Source organism: Streptomyces sp. Xyl84, assembly GCF_059731885.1.
On the sequence record NZ_AP029183.1, the window covers coordinates 682,293 to 707,278 of the forward strand.

Annotated in this window: 22 protein-coding genes and 2 pseudogenes; 20 read left to right on the forward strand and 4 right to left on the reverse strand. The window is 74.3% G+C overall.

The genetic code is table 11. From position 1 onward, the window contains the following. Positions 1-142: 142 nt before the first annotated feature. The 4 genes from AC6I72_RS34740 (at position 143) to AC6I72_RS34755 (ending at position 4,098) form a co-directional block, all read left to right on the forward strand. Positions 143-1,186 carry a ScbA/BarX family gamma-butyrolactone biosynthesis protein gene (locus AC6I72_RS34740; protein ID WP_498005443.1) on the forward strand — a complete coding sequence of 348 codons (1,044 nt, stop codon included), beginning with the start codon at positions 143-145 and terminating at the stop codon, positions 1,184-1,186. After that, a complete protein-coding gene (locus AC6I72_RS34745; RefSeq protein WP_498005444.1) occupies positions 1,180-2,328 on the forward strand; it encodes an acyl-CoA dehydrogenase family protein in 1,149 nt (382 codons plus the stop codon). Before AC6I72_RS34740 ends, AC6I72_RS34745 begins: the two co-directional genes overlap by 7 nt. Next, on the forward strand, positions 2,325-3,317 hold the full coding sequence (locus AC6I72_RS34750; RefSeq protein WP_498005445.1) for an HAD family hydrolase: 993 nt from the start codon (positions 2,325-2,327) through the stop codon (positions 3,315-3,317). The genes AC6I72_RS34745 and AC6I72_RS34750 overlap by 4 nt, the downstream gene beginning before the upstream one ends. Positions 3,318-3,516: 199 nt before the next feature. Next, positions 3,517-4,098: a TetR family transcriptional regulator gene (locus AC6I72_RS34755; RefSeq protein ID WP_498005446.1), complete on the forward strand. Its 582-nt coding sequence runs from the start codon at positions 3,517-3,519 to the stop codon at positions 4,096-4,098. Positions 4,099-4,419: 321 nt separating this feature from the next. On the opposite strand, the pseudogene AC6I72_RS34760 reads toward AC6I72_RS34755, so the two are convergent. The 3 genes and pseudogenes from AC6I72_RS34760 to AC6I72_RS34770 form a co-directional block, all read right to left on the reverse strand. Further along, positions 4,420-4,827 (reverse strand): annotated as a pseudogene (locus AC6I72_RS34760) (holo-ACP synthase); the annotation flags it as partial. A gap of 489 nt (positions 4,828-5,316) precedes the next feature. Continuing rightward, positions 5,317-5,955, reverse strand: a pseudogene (locus tag AC6I72_RS34765) (adenylate kinase); the annotation flags it as partial. A gap of 38 nt (positions 5,956-5,993) precedes the next feature. Further along, complete coding sequence (locus AC6I72_RS34770) at positions 5,994-7,403, reverse strand: MFS transporter (RefSeq protein WP_498005447.1); 1,410 nt, start codon at positions 7,401-7,403, stop codon at positions 5,994-5,996. 491 nt (positions 7,404-7,894) lie between these two features. Between AC6I72_RS34770 and leuC the strand changes: the two genes are divergently transcribed. The 16 genes from leuC to AC6I72_RS34850 all read left to right on the forward strand — a co-directional run bounded on the left by leuC (position 7,895) and on the right by AC6I72_RS34850 (position 21,707). Further along, positions 7,895-9,319, forward strand: coding sequence for a 3-isopropylmalate dehydratase large subunit (gene leuC, locus AC6I72_RS34775; RefSeq protein ID WP_498005448.1), 1,425 nt, complete (start codon positions 7,895-7,897; stop codon positions 9,317-9,319). 2 nt (positions 9,320-9,321) lie between these two features. Then, positions 9,322-9,915, forward strand: a complete 594-nt coding sequence (gene leuD / locus AC6I72_RS34780; protein ID WP_498005449.1) for a 3-isopropylmalate dehydratase small subunit — start codon at positions 9,322-9,324, stop codon at positions 9,913-9,915. A 70-nt stretch (positions 9,916-9,985) separates the two neighbouring features. Beyond that, complete coding sequence (locus AC6I72_RS34785; protein WP_498005450.1) at positions 9,986-11,266, forward strand: hypothetical protein; 1,281 nt, start codon at positions 9,986-9,988, stop codon at positions 11,264-11,266. Between the two features lie 74 nt (positions 11,267-11,340). Then, a complete protein-coding gene (locus AC6I72_RS34790) occupies positions 11,341-11,784 on the forward strand; it encodes a GlcG/HbpS family heme-binding protein (protein ID WP_498005451.1) in 444 nt (147 codons plus the stop codon). A gap of 126 nt (positions 11,785-11,910) precedes the next feature. Further along, entirely contained in the window at positions 11,911-12,186 is a 276-nt protein-coding gene (locus tag AC6I72_RS34795) for an acyl carrier protein (RefSeq protein ID WP_366723185.1), read from the forward strand. A gap of 33 nt (positions 12,187-12,219) precedes the next feature. Further along, positions 12,220-12,621 carry an acyl-CoA thioesterase gene (locus AC6I72_RS34800; RefSeq protein WP_366723186.1) on the forward strand — a complete coding sequence of 134 codons (402 nt, stop codon included), beginning with the start codon at positions 12,220-12,222 and terminating at the stop codon, positions 12,619-12,621. Continuing rightward, positions 12,618-13,766 carry a beta-ketoacyl synthase N-terminal-like domain-containing protein gene (locus AC6I72_RS34805; RefSeq protein WP_498005452.1) on the forward strand — a complete coding sequence of 383 codons (1,149 nt, stop codon included), beginning with the start codon at positions 12,618-12,620 and terminating at the stop codon, positions 13,764-13,766. The genes AC6I72_RS34800 and AC6I72_RS34805 overlap by 4 nt, the downstream gene beginning before the upstream one ends. Then, complete coding sequence (locus AC6I72_RS34810; RefSeq protein WP_498005453.1) at positions 13,763-14,902, forward strand: NAD-dependent epimerase/dehydratase family protein; 1,140 nt, start codon at positions 13,763-13,765, stop codon at positions 14,900-14,902. Before AC6I72_RS34805 ends, AC6I72_RS34810 begins: the two co-directional genes overlap by 4 nt. Beyond that, positions 14,899-15,354 carry an ApeI family dehydratase gene (locus tag AC6I72_RS34815; protein ID WP_498005454.1) on the forward strand — a complete coding sequence of 152 codons (456 nt, stop codon included), beginning with the start codon at positions 14,899-14,901 and terminating at the stop codon, positions 15,352-15,354. The genes AC6I72_RS34810 and AC6I72_RS34815 overlap by 4 nt, the downstream gene beginning before the upstream one ends. Positions 15,355-15,481: 127 nt before the next feature. Next, positions 15,482-16,195, forward strand: a complete 714-nt coding sequence (locus AC6I72_RS34820; RefSeq protein ID WP_498005455.1) for an SDR family NAD(P)-dependent oxidoreductase — start codon at positions 15,482-15,484, stop codon at positions 16,193-16,195. 45 nt (positions 16,196-16,240) lie between these two features. Continuing rightward, a complete protein-coding gene (locus tag AC6I72_RS34825) occupies positions 16,241-17,095 on the forward strand; it encodes an enoyl-ACP reductase FabI (protein ID WP_498005456.1) in 855 nt (284 codons plus the stop codon). Continuing rightward, positions 17,088-17,504 (forward strand): hypothetical protein, encoded by a 417-nt coding sequence (locus AC6I72_RS34830; RefSeq protein WP_498005457.1) that lies wholly within the window; start codon positions 17,088-17,090, stop codon positions 17,502-17,504. Before AC6I72_RS34825 ends, AC6I72_RS34830 begins: the two co-directional genes overlap by 8 nt. 1 nt (position 17,505) lies before the next feature. Next, positions 17,506-18,285: a hypothetical protein gene (locus AC6I72_RS34835; RefSeq protein ID WP_498005458.1), complete on the forward strand. Its 780-nt coding sequence runs from the start codon at positions 17,506-17,508 to the stop codon at positions 18,283-18,285. Continuing rightward, positions 18,282-19,751 carry a class I adenylate-forming enzyme family protein gene (locus AC6I72_RS34840; RefSeq protein WP_498005459.1) on the forward strand — a complete coding sequence of 490 codons (1,470 nt, stop codon included), beginning with the start codon at positions 18,282-18,284 and terminating at the stop codon, positions 19,749-19,751. The genes AC6I72_RS34835 and AC6I72_RS34840 overlap by 4 nt, the downstream gene beginning before the upstream one ends. Positions 19,752-19,912: 161 nt before the next feature. Further along, the gene (locus AC6I72_RS34845; protein WP_498005460.1) at positions 19,913-20,587 is read left to right on the forward strand and encodes an L-threonylcarbamoyladenylate synthase; all 675 of its coding nucleotides are present in this window, start codon (positions 19,913-19,915) and stop codon (positions 20,585-20,587) included. Between the two features lies 1 nt (position 20,588). Then, positions 20,589-21,707: an NAD-dependent epimerase/dehydratase family protein gene (locus tag AC6I72_RS34850; RefSeq protein ID WP_498005461.1), complete on the forward strand. Its 1,119-nt coding sequence runs from the start codon at positions 20,589-20,591 to the stop codon at positions 21,705-21,707. A gap of 26 nt (positions 21,708-21,733) precedes the next feature. Here AC6I72_RS34850 and AC6I72_RS34855 read toward each other — a convergent pair whose 3' ends face one another. Further along, positions 21,734-24,865: an alpha-amylase family glycosyl hydrolase gene (locus AC6I72_RS34855; protein ID WP_498005462.1), complete on the reverse strand. Its 3,132-nt coding sequence runs from the start codon at positions 24,863-24,865 to the stop codon at positions 21,734-21,736. Positions 24,866-24,986 lie beyond the last annotated feature (121 nt).

Sequence of the window (24,986 nt, forward strand, 5' to 3'; positions counted from 1 at the left end):
GGGTGCCTCTTCTGAAGACCATTGCAATATACCTTCCGGAAGGTATATTTTCGACCTGCTGCTCAGCATGATCGTCCGGGCACCCGGCGTGACCGCCGCCCGGCACGACCTCACGGCTTTCTCAGGGGGATGGAGTTCGTACGTGAACGTCGCCACAACACCAGTTCTTCCGGACATGGCACCCGAGGCCGGCACCGGCGCCGACCGGGGCGGACCGGGCCTGGAAGGGCTCCTCGACCACACCCGCCTCGTCCCGCGCACCCTGGTGCACAAGACCTCGTCCGCCGAGGTCCTGCTGACCGACGCGGTGCGGCTGGACGACGACCGGTTCGCGGTCGGCGCCCGCTGGCCGGCCGACCACCGGCTCTACCGGCGCTCCCCGGACGGCGAGAGCGACCCGTTCTTCCTGATCGAGACGGTGCGCCAGGCCCTCATCTACGTCTCGCACCGCTTCTACGACGTCCCGATGGACCACCCGTTCGTCCTGCGCGACCTCTGTGTCGAGCCCTCCTTCGCGGGGCTCCCGGACACCGGTTCGGACGCGCTGCCGGTGACGCTCGACGTCAGTTTCCTGCGGGCCCCCGGACACGCGCGCCGCTTCGGCGTCGAGTTGGAGGCCGTCCTGTACGCCGGCGGACGGGTCCACGGCCGCGCACGGCTGAGCTGGGAGGTCCTGGCCCCGCGCAGCTACCAGGTGCTGCGCCGGCGCAACTGCCCCGCCCCCGGGGATCCTTCGGTGCCCTCCGATGGCCTCGTACCGCTCCCGCCGATGGCCGTCGGGCACGCACACGACCGAGACGTGCTGCTCGCGTCCGACCCGGACGGCCAGCCCGGACGGTGGTGGCTGCGGATGGACCGCTCGCACCCGGTGCTCTTCGACCACGAGGGCGACCACATCCCGGGCGTCGTGCTCCTGGAGTCCTTCCGGCAGGCCGCGCGGGTCGTCGCGGCGCAGACCGCGGGCCACGACCCGGCACCCCGGCTGTGGCGGCTCGCGTCGATCGCCGCCTCCTACGAGGCGTTCGGCGAGTACGACCGGCCGGTCACCGTCACCGCCCGGCCGTGGGGCGGCGCGGGCGCGGGCCGGCTGGCCGTGCACACCAGCGCGGTGCAGGGCGGTCAGACGCTCGTCTCCGGTGTGCTGCGGGCGGTGGCCGTGCGCCCGCTGCGGGGTGCGGCGTGCTGAGCACGGTGGAGTGGGAGGAGATCCGGGAACGGGTCGCGCCGGCCGCCAGGACGGCCGAACGCGACCTGGAGTGGACGCGGACGCGGCGAAGACTCTCGGCGGACATCGCCGACTCGCTCGTCGAGGCCGGTTTCGCCCGTCACTTCGTGCCCCGGCGCTGGGAGGGAGCCGCCGGGACCTTCACCGCACTGCTCACATCGGTGCGGGTGGTGGCGGAGAGCTGTGCGTCGACGGCCTGGTGCGCGGCGCTGTACGCCTCGAACGCCCGCCTGGCCGCCTACCTGCCCGAGGAGGGACAGCGGGAGCTGTGGGCGGACGGGCCCGACGTGCGGATCGCCGCGGCGGTGGTACCGGCGCGCGGCGAGGCCGTACGGGACGGGCTGGGCTGGCGGCTGACCGGGGCGTGGCCGTCCGTCAGCGGGGTCGACCACGCCGCCTGGGTGCTGCTGGGCGGCTGGGCCGAGGGCCCGGACGGGGACCGGGAACACCGTGTCTTCGCGGTGCCGCGGGGGCGGGTCCGGGTCGTCGACACCTGGCGGACCATGGGGATGCGCGGCACCGGCAGCAACACGGTCGAGGCGGACGGGGTGTTCGTGCCGGACGGGCACACCGCGCTCCTGGCCGCGCTGCTCGCCCCGCTGCCCGGCGGCGCGCGGTGCCACACGGTTCCGTACCCGATGATCGCCGGGCTCGTCTTCGCCGCACCGCTGCTCGGTGCCTCCCGGGGTGCCCAGCAGGCCTGGCTGGAGCGGACGGCGGGCGCGCGGGACGGCGGGGGACGGCCCGTTCGGGAGAAGGAGGGGGTGCGGACGGTCCTGGCCCGCGCGTCGGGGGAGATCGCGGCGGCCCAGCTGCTCCTGGAACGGGTGGCGGAGCGGGCCGACCGGGCCGGTGAGAACGGTGTCACGATCGGGGAGTGCCGGCGGGACACCGCCCTGGCGGCGGAACTGTGCGCGGGCGCGGTCGACCGGCTGATGCGGGCGTCGGGCCTGGGGGCGGCGGCGGAGGACGATCCCTTGCAGCGCCGCTGGCACGATGTGGTCGTCGGCGCCGGTCACGCCACGCTCGCCTTCGAACAGGCGGCGTCGGCTTACGGGCAGGCCGTGTTCGCCGCGCCCGGGGCACCCGGGGAGGCCGGGTGAACGCCGTGCACGCGGTGGACCGCGTGGGCGGGGCGGGCGGAGCGGGCGGCGTGCTGGACGCGGGACGCATCGTGGTGGCGGACGCGACGGGCGACGGGCTGAGCGACGCGACGGCCGACGTGGGGGCCGGCGGTCGGGGAGGCGGCCCGCGCGATGTGCGCCCGTGGCCGCCCCGCAGCGGCCGTATCGCCTTCTTCGACGTGGACGAGACGCTCATCGCGGCCAAGAGCCTGCTGGACTTCTGGGAGTTCTGGCGGCGGGAGCGGGGCGAGGCGGCAGCCACACCGGCGCCCGCCGCACCTGCGGCACTTGCCACCGCTCGGGAAGCTCTGGCGCCTGCCACGGTTTCGGGTCCTGTTCCGACGCCTGTCACTGCGACGGTCACCGATCTGGCGCCTGGCACTGCTTCGGGTCCTGCCACTGCTTCGGGTGTGGTCGCCGCTTCGGGTCCTGTTCCCGTCCCGGCCGGGTGCGGCGGCGACGGGCCGGGACGGGAGGAGGCGAACCGCGCCTACTACCGCCGGTACGCGGGCGTGCCGGTCGCCGCGCTCGAAGCGGCCGGACGGCGGTGGTACACGGCGTACCGGCGGCGGCCGGCGGCCCTGGTGCGCGCGACCGCCGAGGCGCTGGCCCGGCACCGCGCGGCCGGTGACGGCGTGGTCCTGGTGTCCGGCTCCTGCCGCTCCCTGCTGCTGCCGCTGGCCCGGGACGTGGGCGCGGACGTGGTGTGCTGCACCGAACAGCTCAGCCAGGGCGGGGTGTTCACGGGCGAGGTCGGCCGTCCGATGATCGGTGACACCAAGGCGGACGCCGTCAGCGCGCTGCTCGCGGAGTCGGGAATCGCGGCGGGCGACTGCATCGCCTACGGGGACCACTCCAGCGATCTGGCCATGTTACGGGCGGTGGGGCAGGCGGTCGTGGTGGGCGCGGACCCGGTACTGAACCGGCACGCGCGGCGGCTGAACTGGCCTGTCTGGGCAGGTGGTTGACGATCTCAGTGGGGGCGGACCGACGGTCCGCCCCCTCGCCGTTTCCCGGGAGCGGGGGGTGACTTCACGACACTCACTGGAGGAACGCCGGATCCACACATGACGTCCGCGCAAAACATTCCTCCTGGATGGTATGTTCAGTATCCGGTCAACGGATCCGGGTTTCGGAAGCGGGGGTCCACGAAGGGGTGGTGGCGGTATGCAGCGCGAACGATCCAGGCGGACACGTGAGTTCGTGCTCGACACCGCGGCGGAGGAGTTCTCCCGCAACGGTTACGCGGTCACCACGCTCAACGCGGTCGCGGCCCGGACCGGCATGACCAAGGGTGCCGTCTACGGGCACTTCGCGTCCAAGACCGAGCTGGCGAACGCGCTCGTGGAGTGCGGCGCGGACGCCTGGGACGTGGTCCTGCGCACCAGTACCGGCCCCGACCGCGATCCGCTGGCCGCCCTGCGCTCGCTCACCCTGGGTCTGACCCGCGCCCTGCACGAGCAGGTACGCCTGAAGGCGGCACTGCGGCTGGTCGCCGACGCCCCGGAGGGCGCCGAGCCGGTCAAGCCGCACTTCGTGCAGGACATCCGCCGGCACATGGCCGCCCTGGTCCGCGAGGCCCAGGACCAGGGCGCGCTGACCCCCCGGTACGCGGCGCAGGACGTCGCCGAGCTCCTGCTGGTCGTCGTCTTCGGCACCCAGTCCCCGGCACTGGCACCGCAGGAACGGGAACTGCTGCTCTGGATGAACACGGTCTGGCACATCCTGGAGGAGGCGCTGCGCGCCTGACTCCGCTTCCCCGCCGCGGTGGTGACGCGGGCCGCCACTCGTGGGCCGCGCCGGCCGCTCCCCCGGTGGGACGCGGGCAGACCTTTCCGGAACGACGCGGGGCTCACACCTGACCGGACGGGCCGTTACGCCGGCCCCGGGTTCCCGGCGCCGCTGCCTCGGCCCGCGCCTTCCCGGCGGCTTCAAGGGCCGCCGCGCCGTCCGCGCACCCGCGCACCCGCGCCGCCCATCGCCTCCTCCGGCGACCACGCGGGCGGCTTCAAGGGCCATCCCGCCCTCCGCACACGTGCACCTGCGCCGCCCGTCGCCTCCTTCGGCCACCACGAACGCCGCCGCGAGGTTCCCGTCATGGCTGATCGACACGTGCCAGGCCCGGATGCCCAGGGCGGCGGCGCGTTCGGCCGGGGCGCCGAAGACGCGCAGCACCGGCCGGCCGGTGGGCAGAGTGACGGTCTCTATCCCCTCCCAGGCCAGGCCGGCCGGCGCGCCCAGCACCTTCAGCACGGCCTCCTTCACGGCGAACCGGGCGGACAGGGAGGCCGCGTCGCGCGGGCGGCCGTCCGGGCCGGTGCGTTCACGGGCGGTGAAGAGACGGGAGGCGAGGCGCGGGGTGCGCGCCAGGGCCGTCCGGAAACGTTCGATGTCCGCCACGTCGTTGCCGATACCGACGATCACTGCTGCTCCTCCTGCGGGTGCGGGACGGGACGATGCGGGGGCACATGCACGCACATGTGCCTGCGGGTGCGGGAAGGTGTGCCCCTAGCGGGGCGGGTGCGGGCCCGGGTGCGGGCCTGGGTGCGGGCGCGGGCCCGGGTGCGGGCCCGGGTGCGAGTGCGGGTGGGCCTGCGCGGGGTGCGGATGCGTCAGTGGGTGCCGGTGGGCCCGCGCGCGGCGCGGGGTGCGGATGCGTCAGTGGGTGCTGGTGGGCCCATACCCGGCGCGCGGTGCGAATGCGTCGGTGGGTGCGGGTGGGCGCGGCGCCCTACGAAGGAGCGCCGCGCCAGGGTGGGTCGTACGGGCCGGTCCGGCCGGTCCGGCCCGTGGGGGCCGGTGCCGTCAGCCGGTCAGGACCGGGTGCGGGGCAGACCGGTCGCGGCCGTCCTGCCCGGTGCGACCCTGCTCGCGGCCGTCCTGTTCGGTACGGCCCTGCTCGGAGCGGTTCCGCTCGGAGCCGTTCCGCTCGGAGCTGTTCTGCTCGTCAGGTACCGTGAGCGCCGTGAGGGCCGCGAGGGCGTGGCGGGTCACCTCGTCGACCGGGCCCGTGGCGGACACGGTCACCGCCAGGCCGCGCTCGCGGTAGTGGCCGAGCAGCGGTGCCGTCTCGCGGTGGTGCACCGCGAGACGGGTGCGTACCGTCTCCTCACGGTCGTCCGCACGCTGGTGGAGCCGGCCCCCGCAGGTGTCGCAGACGCCCCGGGCCGCACCCGGTGAGTGCGCCACGTGGTGGACGTGTCCGCCGTCGGCCCGGCACACGCGGCGCCCCGCGATGCGCCGGACGATCTCGTCCTCGGCCAGGTCGAGGAACAACACCGCGTCCAGCCGGGCCCGTCGGTGTGCGAGCAGGTCGTCCAGGGCGGTCGCCTGGCGGACGGTGCGCGGGAAGCCGTCCAGCAGGAAGCCGTGGGCGGCGTCCGGCCGGGCCAGGCGCTGTGCGGTCATCGCGAGGGTGAGGCCGTCGGGGACGAGCCGCCCCTCCTCGATGTGTTCGCGGGCCTGCCGGCCGAGGGGTGTGCCGCCTTCGATGTGGCCGCGGAACAGGGCGCCCGTGGAGACGTGGGGCACCGACAGTGCCCGTGTCAGGCGGGCGGCCTGGGTCCCTTTGCCCGCGCCGGGCGGTCCTGCGATGACGATGCGCATGGTGGGTGGTCTCCTCGTTCCGGGTGCGGGAGGTGCGCTCACCGGACGGCCGGGGTGCCGGCGGCGGGACCGGTGTCCCGGGCGCGCCCGAGGGCCATGACGATCACGGCCGAGAGCAGCATCAGCGCACCGGCCAGCCACAGCCCGGGCCTGGTGGACCCGGTGCCGTCCTTGAGCCAGCCGGTGAAGTAGGGCGCGGCGAAACCGCTGAGGCTGCCGAGGGAGTTGACCAGGGCGATGCCCGCGGGGGCGGCCCGGCGGCTGAGCATCTCGGTGGGCAGCGACCAGAAGGCCGGTATCGCGCAGAGCGTGCCGACGGCGGTGACCGTGACCACCGCCATGGTCGCGAGGGGGCCGTGCATCTCCAGGGCGACGGGGACGGCGAGCGCGCCCAGCACGGTCGGCGCCGCGACCCGTACGCCGGGACTGCGGGTACGGCGGCCGCCCCGCCGGGACCACAGCAGCATGGCGACGGCGGCGACGGCGTACGGCACCGCGTTGATCAGGCCCCGTTCCAGGAGTCCGAACGGACGCCCCGACGCGCTGGAGAAGCCGGCGATGATGGCGGGCAGGAAGAAGCCGAGGGCGTACAGGCCGTAGATGAGGCCGAAGTAGGCGACACCGAGCGCGAGTGCGCGCGGGCCCAGCCACTCACGGACCGCCGTCCCCCCACGCCGCCCCGCCGGCCGGTCCTGCGGCCGGTCCGACGGCCCTTGCTCCGGTTCCAGCTCCGCGAGGAGCGTGTCGCGTTCCTGCGGGGTGAGCCACTTGGCGTCGCGCGGGCCGTCCGGGAGGACCTTCCACACCAGGACCGCGAGGAGGAGTGCGGGCACACCCTCGACGAGGAACATGGCACGCCAGCCCGCGAGTCCGAAGAGCCCGTCGGCGTGCTCGATGACCAGGCTGGAGAGCGGGGCGCCGAGCACGGTGGCGAGCGGGAGCGACAGGAAGAAGAGCGCGTTCAGGCGGGTGCGGGCCTTCGCCGGGAACCAGTACGTCAGGTAGAGGACGATGCCGGGCAGGCAGCCGGCCTCGGCGACGCCGAGCAGCAGCCGGGCGATGTTCAGCTCGGTGCCGTTGACGACCCAGGTGGTCGCGGCGGCGACCAGCCCCCAGGTGAGCAGGATCCGGACGAGCCAGCGGCGGGCGCCGAAGCGGTGCAGCGCCATGTTGCTGGGGATCTCCAGGGCGACGTAGCCGAGGAAGAAGATGCCGGAGGCGAGGCCGTAGGCGGAGGCGGTGAGGCCGAGGTCCTCGTTCATGCCGTTGGGGCCGGCGAAGGCGATGTTGCTGCGGTCCAGGTAGCTGACGAGGTAGAGCAGGCCCAGCAGGGGCACCAGCCGCCGGGCGACCTTGGCGTGCAGCCGTGCGGTGTCCTGGTCGGTCCTTCTTTCCCGTGCGCCGGGCGGTGCCGCCGGTGAACGGGGTGTCATCGCTGTCTGGGACATGGGTGTGGTTCCCCCCTGTGGAATGGTGCGCCGAAGGGCGCGGAAAACCGCCGCGGATGCGTTCCGGAGGACGGTGGAGACGGCGGCGGCCGGAATCCGGCGGGCCGCGTACCGGCCGAAAGTTATCGGCCGGATGCCGTCAATGGCAAGCAATTCTCCCCGTTGGTGCCCGATGACCGTCCGTCCACATAGTGAGACATCCAGGTCCGCCGCGTCTCGCCTCCCAGGAGGTGCCGCAGGGAGGCTGAGCAAGTTCTCCGCTAAATACGCAGGTCAGAGCGGCGCAGTCATGCCCGATCCGGCCTCGGTACTAACATTCCTTCTGGAAGGTATGTTAGTGTCCAGCACACCGGGTCGAACGGAGCCCGGACCGCGGACCCTCGCGGATCCCCCACCCGCACCGGCCTGCGAGTCGCATTCTTTTCGGTGCGGAATCCCGTACGGGATCTCATGTGGCATTCGAGCGGTATTTCATTGAGCAAGGAGACGGCGTGGCCGGACAGACGCTTGCGGAAAAGGTGTGGAACGCGCACCTGGTGCATCGGGCGCCCGATGAACCGGACATTCTCTATATCGACCTCCACCTGCTCCACGAGGTCACCAGTCCGCAGGCCTTCGACGGCCTCGCGACCCGGGGCCGCAAGGTCGCGCGGCCCGAGCTGACCATGGCCACGGAGGACCACAACACGCCGACGGAGAACATCCTCCTGCCCATCGCCGACCCCGTCTCACGGGCCCAGGTCGACGCGATCAGGGAGAACTGCGAGAAGTTCGGGGTGACGCTCTACCCGCTCGGCCACCCCGGTCAGGGCATCGTGCACGTCATCGCCCCCGAGGCCGGTCTCACCCAGCCCGGCATGACCGTGGTCTGCGGTGACTCGCACACCTCCACGCACGGTGCCTTCGGCGCGCTCGCGTTCGGCATCGGCACCAGCGAGGTCGAGCACGTCATGGCGACCCAGACGCTGCGGCTGCCGCCGTTCAAAACCATGGCCGTCAACCTGACCGGCCGGCCGCGGCCCGGGGTCACGGCGAAGGACATCATCCTCGCGGTGATCGGCCGGATCGGCACCGGCGGCGGCCAGGGCCACGTGATCGAGTACCGCGGCGAAGTCCTGGAATCCCTGTCCATGGAAGCCCGCATGACGATCTGCAACATGTCGATCGAGGCGGGCGCACGGGCCGGCATGATCGCCCCCGACGAGACCACGTTCGCCTACGTCAAGGACCGCGCACACGCACCGCGCGGCGAGCAGTGGGACGAGGCGGTCGCGTACTGGCGCACGCTGCGCACCGACGACGACGCGGTCTTCGACCGGGTCGTGGACATCGACCTCGACGGCCTCTCCCCGTACGTCAGCTGGGGCACGAACCCCAGTCAGGTCGCCCCGCTGTCCGGCACCGTCCCGGCGCCGGAGTCCTTCGCCGACCCGGTCCAGCGCGCCGCCTGCGAGAAGGCCCTGGAGTACATGGAACTGGCCCCGGGCACGCCGCTGTCCGGGATCGCCGTCGACACCGTCTTCCTCGGTTCCTGCACCAACGGCCGCATCGAGGACCTGCGCGCCGCCGCGGCCGTCCTGAGCGGCCGCAAGGTGGCCGACGGGGTGCGGATGCTGGTGGTGCCCGGCTCCGAGCAGGTCCGCCAGGCCGCCGAGGCCGAGGGCCTGGACCGGGTGTTCACCGACGCGGGCGCCGAGTGGCGCAACGCCGGCTGCTCGATGTGCATGGCGATGAACCCGGACTTCCTCGACCCCGGCCAGCGGGCCGCGTCCACCTCCAACCGCAACTTCGAGGGCCGCCAGGGCCGCGGGTCGCGCACCCACCTGGTCTCCCCGGCGGTCGCCGCCGCCACCGCCGTCGCCGGAGCCCTCCGCTCCCCCGCCGCCCTGACCGCCCCTGCCACCACCGAGGTCTGACGATGCAAGCGTTCCGCACCCACACCGGCCGCGTCCTCCCGCTGCGCCGCAGCAACGTGGACACCGACCAGCTCATCCCGGTCCGCTTCCTCAAGCGCCTCACCCGCACCGGGTACGCGGACGGCCTGTTCGCCGTCTGGCGCACCGACCCCGGTTTCGTGCTCAACCGCGAGGCCCACCAGGGCGCGTCGATCCTGGTCGCCGGACCGGAGTTCGGCACCGGGTCCTCCCGCGAGCACGCGGTGTGGGCGCTCCTGGACCACGGGTTCAGGGTCGTGATCTCACCCCGCTTCGCCGACATCTTCCGCGGCAACTCCCTCAAGAACGGCCTGCTCACCATCGAGTTGGAGCAGTCGGTCGTCGAGGAACTGTGGCGCCGTGCCGAGGAGCGGCCGGACGAGCCGGTCGGCGTCGACCTGGAGGCGCTCCAGGTGCGGGCCGGCGACCTGACGGTCCCCTTCGAACTGAACCCGTACCACCGGATGCGGCTGCTGGAAGGGCTCGACGAGATCGACGCCACGCTCCGGCACGCCGACAAGATCGCGGCGTACGAGGCCCGGCGGCCCGCCTGGCTGCCGACGGCCCTGCCCGTCTGAACCGGCCCCCCGCCCCGGGGGCCCCACCCCACGACCGTCCCACGACGGAGAAAGCGCAGGGCCGGACACCATGCTCAGCCCACAGCAGAGATTCACGGCCTACCGGGTCCTGTCCCGTAGCTACTTCCACCTGACGATCCTCTTCGTATTCTTCTACGACCGGGGGCTGTCACTGCCCGTCGTCGAGGTGGCCCTGGCCGTCTACGGCGTCACGCTGGCCGTGGCCGGCGTGGTCGTCGGCCCGCTGGCCCGCAGGCTCGGCCTGACCGGCGCCGTGGCCGCCGGCGAATGCCTCAAGGCGGCCGGCCTGCTGCTGCTCGCCGCGCCCGGCGGGCTGCCCGTGGCGGTCGTCGCCCAGGTCGTCGCCGCGCTCGGCTTCTCGCTCGCCGGCGGCACCGACTCCGCGCTCCTGGCCGAGGTGTGCCGCAAGGACGGCTCCGACGCGCGGAGCTGGGAGAGCCGCAGCGGTTCGCTGACCTTCACGGCCGCGCTGGTGGCCGGCGTGCTCGGCGCACTGCTCTACCAGGTCTCCTCGATCACCCCGTTCATCCTGTCGGCCGTCATGTCGGCGCTCGCCGCGCTCATGGTGACCACGGTCGGCAGGGAACTCGGCACGCGCACCCCGGGGGACACCGCCCCGGCACAGTCCCCGGCACACGCCGCGTCGCGGTCCACGGCACACTCGTCGCCACCGGCGCCCGTGCCCGCCGCCTCCCGGGCGGCCGACGGGCCGGACGCGGGAGGCGGGCCGGCGCCGGCCTCGGGCGCGGTGCTGCGCTGGAGCACGTACTACGCGGTCGTCCGCGGCTTCGTCCTCGCCCTGTTCATCGGCTTCCTGCCCTACCTGCTGTACGTACGGCTGCACGTCTCGCTGCCGGTGTTCGGGCTGGTGCTGGGCGCGTACACGCTCAGCGGCTACTTCAGCGCCCGCAACGCCCGCCGGGCCGTCGACCGGTTCGGAGCCCGGGGCACCGCGCTGGCCTGTGCCGCGCTGGCCGGGGCCGGGCTGCTGATCCTGCTGTGGCAGGTCAACGCGGTCGGCGCGACCCTCGCCACCATCGCCCTGGGCGCCGGGGTCGGCGCGGTGCGGCCGGTGGTGGTCGGCGCGATCGGCGACGCGCTGGACGGCCTGCCGGCCACGGTCAGGGCCGGGGCGCTGCGCACCAATGAGGCACGGTTCGCGGCCCTGAACACCGTCCTGATCCTGCTCGCGGGGCTGGTCCTGGACCGGTTCGGCTTCTCCTCCGTCCTGCTCGGCGTGACCGTCGCCTACCTGGCGCTCGCCACCGCGGTCGTCGCGGCCCTGCCCGCGCCGTCCCGGCAGCCGGACGGCGAGCCGGTCGCGGCCTGACCGGCCGGTGACCTCTCCACCTCACACCTCCGACCAACCCATCTGAAACACACGTCACTTCAAGGAGTCCCAGCATGTCCCAGACCCAGGTGCGCCGCCGTGCCGCGCTCAGCAACGAACTCGCCCAGCAGATCGTCGACGCCGCCAAGGAGGCCGCCGCCGGTCTCGGCATCCCCTCCAGCGTCGCCGTCGTGGACGAGTCCGGTCACCTCAACGCCTTCGGGCGGATGGACGGCGCCGGTCTGCTGACCGTCGAGATCGCCCAGGACAAGGCGTACACGGCCGCCGGGTTCGGTCTGCCGACCGACCAGTGGCACGACTTCATCAAGGACGACGCGCCCCTCGCGGCGGGCGCCCCCACCGGTATCCGCCGGCTGATCGTCTTCGGCGGCGGCCTGCCCCTCACCGTGGACGGCGAGATCGTCGGCGGCATCGGTGTCAGCGGCGGTCACTGGTCCGACGACGTGAAGATCGCCAAGGCGGCGGTCGCCGCGTTCGAGGCCGCCGTCGCGGCCTGACGCCGGCCCGCTCCCGACCCTCCAGTCTCCGGAGGCGGCCCCTTCCTTCCACGCCGGGCCGCCTCCGGGCACCGCACCACCACCAGCACCACCCGTCGAAAAACCCTGAACACCAAGGAGACCCACATGTCCACCGCTGTCGAATTCTCCGCCGACGCCGTCGCCGCCCACCTGAAGCACTTCATCGTGGACGCCCTGTTCATCGACCTGAACCCGGACGAGATCGGGGACGACGCGCTCCTCGGCACCGAGGTCGGCGTCGACTCGCTCGGCTTCGCGGAGCTGATGGCGCACCTGGAGGACGAGTACGACGTGTCGATCAGCGACGGCGAGTTCGTTCCCGAGAACTTCTCCTCCGTCCGCCGCATAGTCCAGCTCGTCGAGTCCAAGCTCGCCGCCTGACGCACGCGGCCGCACAGAGGGGGGAACAGCACAGTGATCATCAAGTTGGAACACCCGGTCCACGACGCCGAGGTGGACGAGTTCGAAGTGGTCCACTTCTCCAACTACCTGAAGTGGTACAGCAACGCGCTCAAGGAGTTCCTGGGCCGCTACAGCTCGCCGCCGGGCTTCTTCGGCGAGGGCGTCGAGATCCGGGTGGCCCGGGTGCGGGCCTCGTACAGCAATTCGGCGCTTCGCGGCGACACCGTCTCCACGTCGATCACCCGGGCCGAGAACCTGGGGCGTTCGCTCAGGCTCAACTTCCGGGCGGAGTCGCGCGGCAAGGTCCTCGCCCGCGCCGAACTGAACCTCGTCTTCGTGCGGAAGGAGCCGTACGCGCTCCTCCCGGTCCCGCAGGCCATCGCCGACCGGCTCGCGCTCGGACAGGCGGCATGACCGCCGGCACGTACGGTGTCGCGGTCGCCGCGGCGGGTGCCGTCACCTGCCTCGGCGACTCGGCCGACACCACCTGGCAGGCCCTGCTCCAGGGCCGCAGCGGGCTCGGCCCGCTCACCCTCTTCCCCGCCGACGGACACCGTTCCGCCACCACCGGACAGGTCCCCGGGTACGACGGGACGCACGGCGGCGACCGCCTGGCAGCCCTCGCCGCCCATGCGATCGGCCAGGCCGTCGAGCAGGCCACGGCCGGCGCGGGCCTGGCCGCCGAGGACGTCGCCGACGCCTGGGTGGTCCTCGGGATCAGCCTCGGCGACATCTTCGAGCAGCGCGGTCAGGACGTCGAACTCGACCACTTCTGGGACCGGGTGGCGCAGCCGCTCGGCCTGACCGGCCCGCTCGTCACCCTCTCCTCGGCCTGCTCGTCGGGCACGGACGCGGTGGCCTACGGCGCCGATCTGATCGCCTCGGGCGTGGCCCGGGTGGTGCTCGCGGTGGGGGTGGACTCGCTGGAGCCCGGCAAGTTCACGGGCCACTCCCGGCTGAAGACCATGTCCCCCGACCGCTGCCGCCCCTACGACGCGGCGTCCGACGGCACGACCCTGGCCGAGGGCGCCTGCTGCCTGGTGCTCACCGCGCCGGAGGACGTCCGCGGCGAGCCGCTCGCCCACCTGGCCGGCTGGGCGGCGGGCACCGACATCGACTCGCTGACCTCGCCGGACATGTCCGGCGAGAACGCGGCCCGGATGCTGCGCGCGGCCCTGGCCATGGCCGGGGCCGGCCCCCGGGACGTGGCCCACCTCAACGGCCACGGCTCCGGTACGCCCGTCAACGACGAGATGGAGGCCGCGGTCTACCGCCAGGTCTTCCCGGACGGGCAGGCCGTGCTCTCCGGGACCAAGGGCGCGCTCGGCCACTCGCTGGGCGCCACCGGCACGGTCGAGGCGCTGGTCACCGCCTACGCGCTGCGCGACCGCACGGCACCGCCGACGGCGGGGCTGCGCCGGCCGCACGAGCGGTGGGCCGGCATCCCGGTCGCCGCCGGGCGGCCGACCCCGCTCGGCGGGGCACCGCTGGGCCTGAGCGTCACCTACGGCTTCGGCGGCGCGAACTCCTGCGTCGTCCTGGCGGGGGCGGCGCGATGAGCCGGAACCTGGTCGTCACGGGCGGCAGCGGACTCGTCGGCGCCGAACTGGTGGCGGCCCTGCTGCCCGCCTTCGACCGCACCCTGGTGCTGACCGGCCGGCAGGCCGACCCGGCCGGGCTGCGCGCTCGGATCGCGGCGGTCCTGGCCGTCACCGGCGGCGACGGCACCCTGCTGGACCGGCTGGACACCCATCCCCTGGACGGTTTCGGCGCGGACGCGCTCGCCCGGCTCGGGTACGGCACGGTCGCCCAGGTGTGGAACATCGGCGCGACCCTGTCGTACGACCCGGCGAAACTGCGATCCACCGTGGCGGCCAACACGGCCGTACCGCTGCGGCTGCTGGCGGCCTGCCGGCCCGAGGAGCGGTTCTTCCAGGTGTCGACCGTCGGGGTCACCGGCCCCGGCGGCCCCACCGGCCGCACCCGTCCCGGCGGCGGAGGCGGTGACGGCGGCGAGGGCCGGCCGTCGGTCGTGCTGGAGGAGCCCGTGTGGGACGTCGACGCGGTCAACCCGTACGTCGTCTCCAAGGTGCTCACCGAGCACATGCTGGACAACCTCCGGCACCGGCACGGGCACCGGGTCACCTCCCTGCGCATCGGCTCGGTGCTGGGACCGGCCCGGCACCCGGTGGTGCAGGCCAACAAGGCCGGCTACTTCACGCTGGTCGAGATGGTCGCCAAGGCGCGGCTGAGGGGCGTACCGCTCACCCTGGACGTGTCCGGTGACGTCGCTCCGCCGCTGGCCCACGTGGACCAGATCGCGGCGAGCTGCGCGGCGCTCGCCGAGCGGGCCCGGGGCGGCGACGGCCGCGACGGTGACGGTCTCGGGGCGTACTACCACCTGGGTGACCAGCGGCTCACCAATGCGGAGGCGGTCGCCGCCGTGAACGAGGCGCTGGGTGCCGAGGTGCTCGCGCTGGGCCCGGCCCGTACCGCCCTGGACCGTGCTTTCGCCTCGGTCAACGCCGACAACCTGGCGTTCATGGAGTGCGGGTTCGTCTTCGACCACCGGGAACTGGACGCCAGGGTGCCGCGGTCGGCGCGGCCCGCCGTGGATGCGGCGTCCTTCGCCGCCTTCGTCACCGGCCAGCTGGAGTTCCTGGCCCGGCGGCGCGAGGAGGTGCGGGCGGCATGAGCGGGGAACAGCGGCTCACGGACGTGGCACGTCTGCTCGGCATCCCGCTGACCTGGGAGACGGTACGGGACCACGGGGCGGACAAGGTGTCGGCGCGGCTCGAACTGGATCCTCGGTGGCCGGTGTTCGCCGAGCACTTCCCCGGTGACCCGATGCTGCCGGGCTCGGCGGTCGTCCATCTGATGGCACAGCTCGCCCGGGAACTCGACCGCGGCGCGCAGCGCGGTGACGTGCCCGCCCGGACGCTCAGGGACGTGCGGTTCGCCCGTCCCCTGGTGCCGCCTGGGCGGGTCACCTTCACCGCCGAGCGCCGCGCGGACGGCGGGGTGCGGTGCGAGGCCGTGCTGGAACCGGAACCGGAACCGGCACAGCGGGAAACGGAAGGCGGCACGGTCGCCGCGGAAGGCGGCACGGTCGCCGCGAGGGGAGTGTTCGCAGCCGATGGCACATGACCGGACACAGACGGACCGGACGGAGACAGACCGGACGGAGACAGACCGGTCAGCGCCGCACCGGGGGCAGGCCGACCGGGCTCGGGCGGAGCGGGCACGGGCCGGCGGTCCGGACGGGGTGCGGCCGGTGGCCGTGGTCACCGGCGGGGCCCGCGGCATCGGCCGGGCCGTGGTCCGCCGGCTCGTCGAGGACGGGTTCGACGTGGAGTTCACCTACCTCAACTCCAAGGGAGCCGCCGACGAGGTGGCCGAGGCCACCGGCGGCCGGGCCCGCGGCTCCCGCGTCGACGGCCGCGACCGCGCCGAGGTCGACGCGTTCATCGAGGTCGTCAGCGCCGACGGCCGGCTCCAGGCCCTGGTCAACAACCAGGGGCTCACGGTGGACAAGCTGGCCGGCCAGGTCACCTGGCACGACCTGGCGGCCCTCCTGGAGACCAACCTGGGCAGCGCCGTCACCTTCACCCACGCGGTCCTGCCCCACCTGGTGCGGCGCCGCCGGGGCGACATCGTGTTCGTCTCCTCGCAGGCCCGGCGCAACGCCCGGGTGGGCAACACGATGTACGGCGTCAGCAAGGCGGCGCTCACCCGCTACGCCGCCAACGTCGCCCTGGAGGGCGCGCGCTTCGACGTGCTGGCCAACGTGGTCGAGCCCGGCTTCGTCGAGACCGACCTGACCAGGGTCATGCTCGACGGCAAGGACCGCCGCAAGTACCTGCAGGAGATTCCGCTGCGCCGGTTCACCAACCCGCGCGACGTCGCGGAGGTCGTCGCCGCGATGGTCAGCCGCAAACCGACGATGGTCGGCGCCGTCGTCCCGGTCGCCGGCGGAGCCCAGCTGTGAGCGCGCCGCCGCGCGCCCGGCGACACCCAGTGAGGGAGAAAGAACATGAACGACCTTGACACACAGGGCGGTCCGGCGACCGCCGTCGCCGAACGGCCCGGCCGCGGGCTCATGGCCGGGCGCCGGGGACTGGTCCTCGGCGTCGTCAACCAGCGCTCCATCGCCTGGGCCATCGCCCGGCGCCTGGCCGACGAGGGCGCCGAGCTGGGCTTCACCTACCGCAGCCCCGGCGCGGGCAAGTGGCTGGAGCGCGCGGTGACCCGGCTGCCCGGCGAGGACGCCTACCTCGCGCAGTGCGACGCGCTGGCGGACGGCGACATGGAGCGGGTGTGCGCCGAGTTCGCGGCCCGGCACGGCGGCATCGACTTCGTCGTGCACGCGGTCGCCCACGCCGACAAGGACGAACTGGCCGGCGGCCTGGCCGGCACCAGCCGGCAGGGCTTCGCGCACGCCATGGAGTCCTCCGTCTACTCGCTCATCGGCCTGACCGGCGCCCTGCGTCCCCATCTGACACCCGGCGCGTCGGTGCTCACCCTGTCCTACCTGGGCGCCGAGCGGGTGTGCCACGGCTACAACGTGCTCGGCGTCGCCAAGGCCGCGCTGGAGTCCTCCGCCCGCTACCTGGCGGCCGAACTCGGCCCGTCCGGCACCCGGGTGAACGTCCTGTCGGCCGGACCGATGCGCACCCTGGCCACCTTCGGACTGCCCAACTTCACCACCTCGATGGCCCAGCGCGCCCGGCGCAGCCCGCTGGGGCGGGCCATCACCTCCGACGACGTGGCGGGCACCGCGCTCTACCTGCTCAGCGACCTGTCCTCGGGCGTCACCGGCGAGACCGTGTACGTCGACGCCGGGTACAACGTGATGGGCACCTGGCCGGGTGACGACGGCCATGGGTGAGCCGGGCACGGGGTGGTTCCTCGACCTGTGCGGTCCGCTGACCGTGACCGGTTCCACCGGCCGCGCCGCCCTGCGCGTACCGGCCGGGGTGCCGGGCGCGGCGCGGCAGCTGATCGCGGCGGAGGCGCTGCACCAGATCGCCTGCCGGCTCGCGGCGCGGGTGCGCGGGGTGCGGCGCAACGTGCCCGCGAAGGTCGCCGGCCTGCGCACGCACCCGGAGCACCACTGCACGGCCGGCGGGGACGGGACGGCCGCTGCCGACGGTCCGTTCCCCGGCGGGGCCGGCCCGGCCGCGCTGCTCCACGCGCGCGTCGTGCGCTCGGGGCGGCTGTCCGTCGTGGAGACCCGGCTCTCGGTCGGCGGCCGGACCTGGTACTCGGCCACCGTCAGCACTCAGGAGGTGATGTGACATGACCGCACTGACGTTCACGGCACTGGAGGGGGCGTACGAGCTGACGTCCGCCGTCGTCCTCGCCACGGCGGGGCACGCGGCGCGGCTCGCGGACCTGCTCCCGGCGGGCGCGGAGATCCGCGAGGTGGCCCCGGGCGACCTGCGCGGCCGGCGCGACCCGGCCTCGCGGCTGGGCGAACTGGCCGCCACCGCACTGGCCGAGGCGCATCCGCCGGGCGGGGACGCCTTCTCGCGCGGGGTGTTCATCAGTTCCCGGCGCGGCAACCAGGCCTCCGTACGGCAGTTCACCGGGGCGCTGGCGGCCGGGCGGCGCTCCCCCGCCGCGTTCTCCGTCTCCGGGTACAACATCGTGGCGCAGAGCGTCGCCCGGTGCCTGCCCGCGCAGGGGCCGTCGGTGGTGCTCGCCGGGCGGCGCGCGACGCTGGACGGGGCGCTGCTGCTGGCCGCGCTGCGGCTGGCGTCGGGCGCCGTGGACAGCGCGTACGCGGGACACGTCACGTGGCTGCCGTCGGGCGAGGGCCTCGCGGTCCTCACGGCGGTGCGGCGCGGCGCGGCCGCGCACGGCGGGGACGGCGGGGACACTGCCGGCGGTGCGCAGCGGTCTGCCGGGGCACAGGGTCCGGGCGGTGCGGTACGGCTCGACCCGCGCCTGCTGTTCGTCGAGCGCGCGGCCCAGGAGGGGCTCGGCGCCGAAGATCTGGCGGCCGTCGGCCGGGTGGCCCCGCTGCTCGGCCGTCCGGCCGGACGGGCCGGGCGCGTTCTGGCGGGTGTCCGGTGAGCGCACTCCTGACGAGCGGGTCCGCCGCGGCCGACCGGACGGCCGCGGGCTGGATCCATCCGCTGGCCTCCGTCACCGAACGCACCATGTCCGGCACCCGGGTGCTGACCTCCGCCGACCTGTGCGCCCTGGTGGAGGCGCGGGCCGGGGAGTGGGCCGGGCTGGGCGCGGCTGTGGGCGAGCGGGTGATCGTGGCCACCGGCAGCAGGCTCGGCACGCTGCTGGACGTCGCTGCCGTGTGGGAACTCGGTCTGGTGCCCGTACTGCTGTCGGACACTCTGGCGCCGGAGGGCTACCGCATCCTGGCGCGGGCCACCGGGGCGCGCGCCGGGCGGCTGACCCCGGCCGTCGCCCGGGTGTGGGGGGCGGACGCGGTCACGGTGCGGTCCTCCGCCGGTTCCGTCCTGGCCCGTCTGGACGGGGGCGGCCCGGCCGCCGCGGACCGTGCGGTGCACCCGGACCCGGCGGGCGCCCTGCCCGGCGGGGAGCCCGCGCTGGTCCTGGCCACCTCGGGCAGTACGGGGCTGCCGAAGGCCGTCGTGCACCGCAGGGCGGCACTGCTGCGCAACGCCGCGATGCACTGGGAGAGCGTCGGCTCACCCGGACCGGAGGCCCGTTACCTCCTGTCCCAGTCGATGTTCTTCTCGTCGGCCTTCGTGTGCGGGGTGCTCGGCGTGCTCGCCCGGGGCATGGGACTCACACTGATCGAGCCGCCGTTCGCCACGGCGAACTGGTTCGATACGGCGCGGGAGACCGGGACGACGCACACCGCGCTCACCCCCCATCTGCTGATGCGGGTCCTGGACGGCGGCCGGCCGCTGCCCGGGTCGCTGCGGCAGGTGACCGTCGGCGGCGACCGGCTGGGCGGCACGGCGCTCGGTGAGCTGCGCCGCCGCGGCGGTGCCGAGGTCTTCACGACCTACGGGCTGACCGAGGCGGGTCCCCGGGTCGCCACCAACGCCCTGGGCGCGGGCGGCGCCCCGGAGGGCCTCGGTGCGCCGCTGCCGGGCGTACGCCTGGAGCTGCGGTCCTCGCCGCAGGCCCGCGACGGCATCGGGGAACTGGTCGTGCACACCCCGACCGCGCAGCTCGGGACCTACCGGGACGGGCTGTTCGTGCCGTACGCGGCCGGTACCGAGGTACCCACCGGCGATCTGGGCGAGCGGCTCGCGGACGGGGGGATCCGGCTGGTCGGCCGGTCCCGGCGGGTGGCCGCGGTGGCCGGCGAGAAGGTCTACCTGGGGCTGGTCGAGCGGGTGCTGGGCGAGCATCCGGACGTCGGCGCGGCCCGGGTGGCTCCGGCGGCGGACGACCCGGCGGTGCTGGCCGCCCGCATCCTGCCCCGGCCCGGGGCGGCGGACGTCGACCCGGCGGCCCTGCGCCGCTGGTGCCGGGGACGGCTGCGGGCGGTGGAAGTGCCCCGCCGGTTCGAGGTGGTGGACGCGGCCACACGCCTCACCAAGTGAACCCCCGGGGACGCCAGCCCTGACACCCCGTCAGGGCAGCACGGCCACCGGCGTCTCCACCATCACGACACGCACCCGCGGAACCACGTCACACACCCGCGGACGCGCGACACACACCTTCAGAAGCGCAACACACCATCGGAACACAGGAGAACGACACCATGACGACGATCCCGGCCGACGCCAACGTGGTCGCCCCGACCGAACGCAACCTGCAGATCGCGGGCGAGCTGGTCCGCAACGGCGGTGTGGTGGTCGCACCGTCCGACACCAACCTGGCGCTGACCATGGACCCGTGGAACAGCGCGGCCGTCGAGCGCGCCTTCGCCATCAAGCGCCGCCCGCCGACCTCCCCGCTGACGCTGTTCGTGCGCCACCCGCAGGAGTGGCAGGAGTACACGCAGGTGCCCGAGGCGCTGCGCGAGGCCGTCCGGCGGCTGACCGACGCGTTCTGGCCCGGCCCGTTCAACATCGTGCTGCCGCGCAACACCCGCATCCCCGACCACCTGGTGTGCGGCGGGCCGACCGTGGCCATCGGCTGCCTGTCCAACCCGACCGTCCAGCGGCTGATCGAGACCACCGGCCGGCCGGTGGCGATGACCTCGGCCAACCTGTCCGGACAGGCCGACGGCGTCCTGGTCGACCTGGATCTGGCCGTAGAGCAGATCGGCCAGGCCGTCGACATGGTCGTCAAGGGCGGCCACCAGGGCACCACGGCCTCCTCCACCATCGTGACCGCCGCCACCGTGCCGTTCCGGGTGCTGCGCCTGGGCGACATCACCACGGACCAGATCCGTGCCGCGCTGGGTGACCTGGCGCACCTGCTGGAGGACTGAGGTGCCGGGACCGGGGCGCCGGGAGGACCACGGCGGTCCGTCCGGCGCCCCGGCACGGGTGCTGGTCACCGGCGCCACCGGCTTCGTCGGCAGCCGGGTCGTGGCGGCGCTGCTCGCCCGGCCCGGCGGCACGCCGATGCGGGTCCTGACCCACCGCACGGCCCTGCGGACCGGCGACCGGACGGACGCCGGCCCGGGAGGCAGCACGAGCGGTGGCCTCGAAGCCGCCGTCACCCGCGGCGGTCTCGAGGTCGTCACCGGAGACCTGGCCGATCCGGCGAGCGTGCGCGGTCTGTGCGAGGGCGTGCACACCGTCCTCCACCTCGCCTCCCGCATCGGCGGCGACTGGCGGCGGTGCGCCGAGGTCAACGTGCACGGCACCCGGGCGCTGCTCGCCGAGGCCCGCCGCGCCGGGGTCGGCCGGATCGTCCAGCTCAGTACGTCGGCCGTCTACCGCGACGGCGTCCACCGGGGCGCGGGAGAGGACGGGCCGGAGCTTTCGCCCGCGTCGGTGACCGGGCGGACCCGGCTCCAGGCCGAGCGGGAGGTCCTGGCCGCGGACGGTGTCGTCCTGCGCCCGCACCTCGTCGTCGGCCCCGGCGACGCCTGGGTGGCCCCGGCCCTGGCCGAGCTGCTCACCCGGCTGCCCGCCTGGATCGACGGCGGACGCGCCCGGGTGTCGGTCGCCACCGCGGACTGCCTCGCCCGCCCCCTCGCCGCGCTGGCCACCACGGCCTGGCGCCCGCGCCCGGGCGGCGAGGTCTTCCACGCGAACCATCCCGTGCCGGTGACGGTGCGGGAGCTGGCGACCTGGGTCGCCGGGGCGTACGGGCTGCCGCTGCCCGTACGGGACGTCGGCTACGCCGAGGCGGCCCGGTTGCTGGACACGCGGCGCGACCGCATCTGGGCGCGCCGCCTCTCGCAGTTCGGTGTCGACCACTGGTACGAGAGCGGACGGCTGTGGCGGCGCACCGGACTCGACCCGGGACCCCGTGCCCTTCCCCGCCGGGCGGCTCCGGCGGGCGGGCCGGGCGGGGAAGGGGGCGGCGCGTGCCCCTGGCGTCCCGCCACCGTGGCGTGGACGCCGAGGGGTGAGCGGTCAGGGGACGCGGAGGGCTGAGCGGTCGGGGCGCCAGGGGTGCGCGGTCAGGGGCGCCGGACCGTGGTGGCGGCGAGCAGGGCGCCGTCGTCGGCGCGCTGGGTCGCGATGACCTGGGCGGCGGCCCGTGCGTCGGCGATCCGGCCGCGGTCGCGCGGGTCGACGGTGAAGGCCTGCTGGTCCGCGTACCGCGGGTGGGCGGCCCGTTGCGCCGTGGTCAGGGTGGTGGGGACCAGGCGCAGCCAGTACCCCTCGTCGGACAGCGCGCCGTCCTGGACGGTGATGCCGCCGTGCGGGGCGTAGACGAGCTGCTGGCTGGCGACGCCCGTGCCGGTGCCCTGCCAGACGACGGTCGTGTCGTCGAGCCAGGTCGCGGCGGAGGCGGTCAGGTCCAGGCCGAAGGCGCCGGCGAGCGACGGGGCCAGGTAGGCCGGGTCGCCTGCCACCCGCCACACCTCGTGCCCGTACAGGGAGAAGTCGAGGGCCTCGTCGACGGGGACGTCCTTCTCCTCCTTCTTGTGCAGGATGTAGCTGAGGGAGCCCGCGTGGGCGGTCAGCGGGACCTCGAAGACGAGGCCGAAGGAGTCCTGGCCGACCGGCCGGATGGGGTCGTTCCACTCCGGCGGGTGGGCGGCGCCCGTCCAGGCGTGCAGGCCCCAGCCGGTGTAGTCGCCGTCCGCGCGGTGGTAGTGGATGACCGCCGTGGCCGGGTCCTGCGGCGGGTAGGCGCCGGTGGGCCGGGCCGCCTCCACGGTGTCGCTGCCCTGGGCGGTCCACACCTCGGCCGCGGCGGCGAAGTCCAGGGTGCGCGCGGGTCCGTCGGCGGTGCCGTTCCGCTCGACGGTGAATCGGACCGCGGTGGTGCCGGCGGCCGGTTCGAACCAGGCGAAGGCGCCGTAGGCGTCGCGGCCGGTGAACTGTGCGGTGCGGCCGTCGGCGGTGCGCAGGGTGAGGCCGGTGTAGTCGCCGTCGGCGCGGTGGTAGTGGACGACGGCGCGGTGGCGGGCCGCCGTCGGTCTCGCGGCCGCCGGGGCGGCGCCCGCGGTGGTGGACGCCAGGGCGCTCGCGGTGCGTCCGGCGCGGTCGACGACGACCGCCTTGTACCGCAGGGGGGTTCCGGCGGCCACGTCGGCGGGCAGGTGCTGGGTGATCGTGTAGGGGGCGTGGTCGGCGGTGCCGAGCGTCCGCCATGCGCCGCTGCCGGTCTGGGCGGCGAAGACGACGCGGTCGAGTTCCCCGCCGCCGGTGTCCGCGCTGATCTCCACGGTGCCGTTCGCTCCGGCGGCCGGGGCGTGCAGCGTGAGGGCGGGGCGGGCCGCGGGTGCGGGCAGCCGCTTCGCCGCCCGGAACACGACCGAGGACCAGGCCGGTACGGTTACGGTGACCTTGCCGTCCGCGCCGCCGCGCACGGCGCCGGTGGTGCCGTACAGCGCCCGGAACTCCGTGTTCGCGGTGCCGGTCGGGACGGTGACGGTCTTCGCCCGGTCCGCGTTGTTGAACGCGACGAGGTAGGGGCGCTGCTCCTGGAGGCCGGTGCGGGTGACGGCGTACACGGAGCCCTGGGCGTACCGCTCGGTCTGGACGCCGTCGCGCAGCGCGGGGTGGCGCCGGGTGAGCCGGGAGAGGTCCGCGATGGCCCGGTAGAGGGGGTGGGCGGTGTCGTAGGAGTCCGAGGCGGCGGTGCGGTCGGTGCCGATCTCGTCGTCGTCGAGGTAGTCGGGCACGCGGGAGGCGAACATCGTCTGGCGGGCGTCGACGTCTCCGCCCGCCCCGGTGAAGCCCTGTTCGTCACCGGAGTAGACCACCGGGTTGCCGCGGGAGAGGAACATCAGCTCGTGGGCGAGGCGGTCGCGGCGCAGCAGTTCCGCGTCGTCGGCGCCGGGGTTGTCCTGGGCGAGGAAGGTGCCGATGCGGCCCATGTCGTGGCTGCCGAGGAAGGTGACCTGGCTGTAGGCGTTGGTCTTGTCGGTGCCGTAGCGGTAGTCCTGGGCGAAGACGTGGGCGAGGTCGTCGGCGGGGCCGCCGCGGGAGGCGAAGTTGCGGGCGGCGGCCTGGAAGGGGAAGTCGAGGGTGGAGTCGAGCCGGCCCTGGGTGACGTAGGGGGCGGTGATGGCGGGGTCGGCGGAGAAGGCCTCGCCGAAGAGGAAGAAGTGCGGGCGTCCGTGCTGTGCGGCGTAGCGGTCGAGCGCGCCGGCCCACTGGGTCCAGAAGTCCATGCCGACGTTCTTGGCGGTGTCGACGCGGAAGCCGTCCACCTGGTAGTCCCTGACCCACTTCTCGTAGATCTTCTCCATTCCGCGGACGACCTCGGGGCGTTCGGTCCACAGGTCGTCCATGCCCTGGAAGTCGCCGTAGAGGGCGCTCTCCCCGGCGAAGGCGGAGTTGCCGCGGTTGTGGTACATCGCCGGGTCGTCGAGCCAGGCGGGGACCTTGCGGTCCGCGGGGTCGGTGGAGGGGCGGGGGGTGTAGGGGGCGCCGGCCGCGTCGGTGGGCCGCATGCCCTGCGCGTCGTCGAAGGGGCGGCCGCTGGTGTCGAGGTAGGGGTAGGCGCCCTTGCTGCGGTAGCCGTAGGCCTGTTCGGCGTAGTCGATGGTGTCGGCGGTGTGGTTGGTGATGACGTCGAAGAAGACCTTCATGCCCTTGCGGTGGGCCTTGTCGATGAGTTCGGTCAGGTCGGCCTCGGTGCCGAAGTGCGGGTCGACGCGGGTGAAGTCGGTGATGGCGTAGCCGTGGTAGTTCGCGGTGGCGTGGCCGTCGCGTACGGTGACGGGCTTGTTGCGGAACACCGGGGCGAGCCAGATGGCGGTGGTGCCCAGGCCCTTGACGTAGTCGAGGCGGTCGATGACGCCGCGCAGGTCGCCGCCCTGGAAGAAGTCCTTGTCGGTGGGGTCGTACCCGGTGGTGAGGCGGTCGCCGGTCAGGCCGCCGCGGTCGTTGGCCGGGGAACCGTCGGCGAACCGGTCGGGCAGCAGGAGGTAGAACTGCTCCCTGCTGTCGGCCGGGCGGGCGGACTGTGCGGCGAGCCGGGCGTCCGAGGGCGGGGCCGGGGGCGCGGGCGGCAGTGCGGCCGCGGGGGCGGCCGGGCTCGCGGCCGAGGCCGGGGGCGCCAGGGGCGGCAGCAGTGCGGCGGACAGGGCGAGGGCCAGGGCGGTTGTGTTACGGCGGACGGTGCCGGCCACGTGAGGTCTCTCCTCTTCTCGGTACGGGCACACGGGCCGGTGTCCCCCTCGCTGCGGGGGCACCGGCCCGTGCCGGGACCTGGTGGCGGCTCGTGCCGTGCGGCGGTCGGCCGCCCGGGCG

What these genes read in the sequence shown, in the direction of transcription:
- AC6I72_RS34770 (WP_498005447.1), bottom strand. Translation starts at nt 7,403, where the DNA reads ATGTCCCAGACAGCGATGACACCCCGTTCACCGGCGGCACCGCCCGGC.
- AC6I72_RS34755 (WP_498005446.1), top strand. Translation starts at nt 3,517, where the DNA reads ATGCAGCGCGAACGATCCAGGCGGACACGTGAGTTCGTGCTCGACACC.
- leuD (WP_498005449.1), top strand. Translation starts at nt 9,322, where the DNA reads ATGCAAGCGTTCCGCACCCACACCGGCCGCGTCCTCCCGCTGCGCCGC.
- AC6I72_RS34790 (WP_498005451.1), top strand. Translation starts at nt 11,341, where the DNA reads ATGTCCCAGACCCAGGTGCGCCGCCGTGCCGCGCTCAGCAACGAACTC.
- AC6I72_RS34815 (WP_498005454.1), top strand. Translation starts at nt 14,899, where the DNA reads ATGAGCGGGGAACAGCGGCTCACGGACGTGGCACGTCTGCTCGGCATC.
- AC6I72_RS34845 (WP_498005460.1), top strand. Translation starts at nt 19,913, where the DNA reads ATGACGACGATCCCGGCCGACGCCAACGTGGTCGCCCCGACCGAACGC.
- AC6I72_RS34795 (WP_366723185.1), top strand. Translation starts at nt 11,911, where the DNA reads ATGTCCACCGCTGTCGAATTCTCCGCCGACGCCGTCGCCGCCCACCTG.
- AC6I72_RS34785 (WP_498005450.1), top strand. Translation starts at nt 9,986, where the DNA reads ATGCTCAGCCCACAGCAGAGATTCACGGCCTACCGGGTCCTGTCCCGT.
- AC6I72_RS34825 (WP_498005456.1), top strand. Translation starts at nt 16,241, where the DNA reads ATGAACGACCTTGACACACAGGGCGGTCCGGCGACCGCCGTCGCCGAA.
- AC6I72_RS34830 (WP_498005457.1), top strand. Translation starts at nt 17,088, where the DNA reads ATGGGTGAGCCGGGCACGGGGTGGTTCCTCGACCTGTGCGGTCCGCTG.
- AC6I72_RS34835 (WP_498005458.1), top strand. Translation starts at nt 17,506, where the DNA reads ATGACCGCACTGACGTTCACGGCACTGGAGGGGGCGTACGAGCTGACG.
- AC6I72_RS34810 (WP_498005453.1), top strand. Translation starts at nt 13,763, where the DNA reads ATGAGCCGGAACCTGGTCGTCACGGGCGGCAGCGGACTCGTCGGCGCC.
- AC6I72_RS34805 (WP_498005452.1), top strand. Translation starts at nt 12,618, where the DNA reads ATGACCGCCGGCACGTACGGTGTCGCGGTCGCCGCGGCGGGTGCCGTC.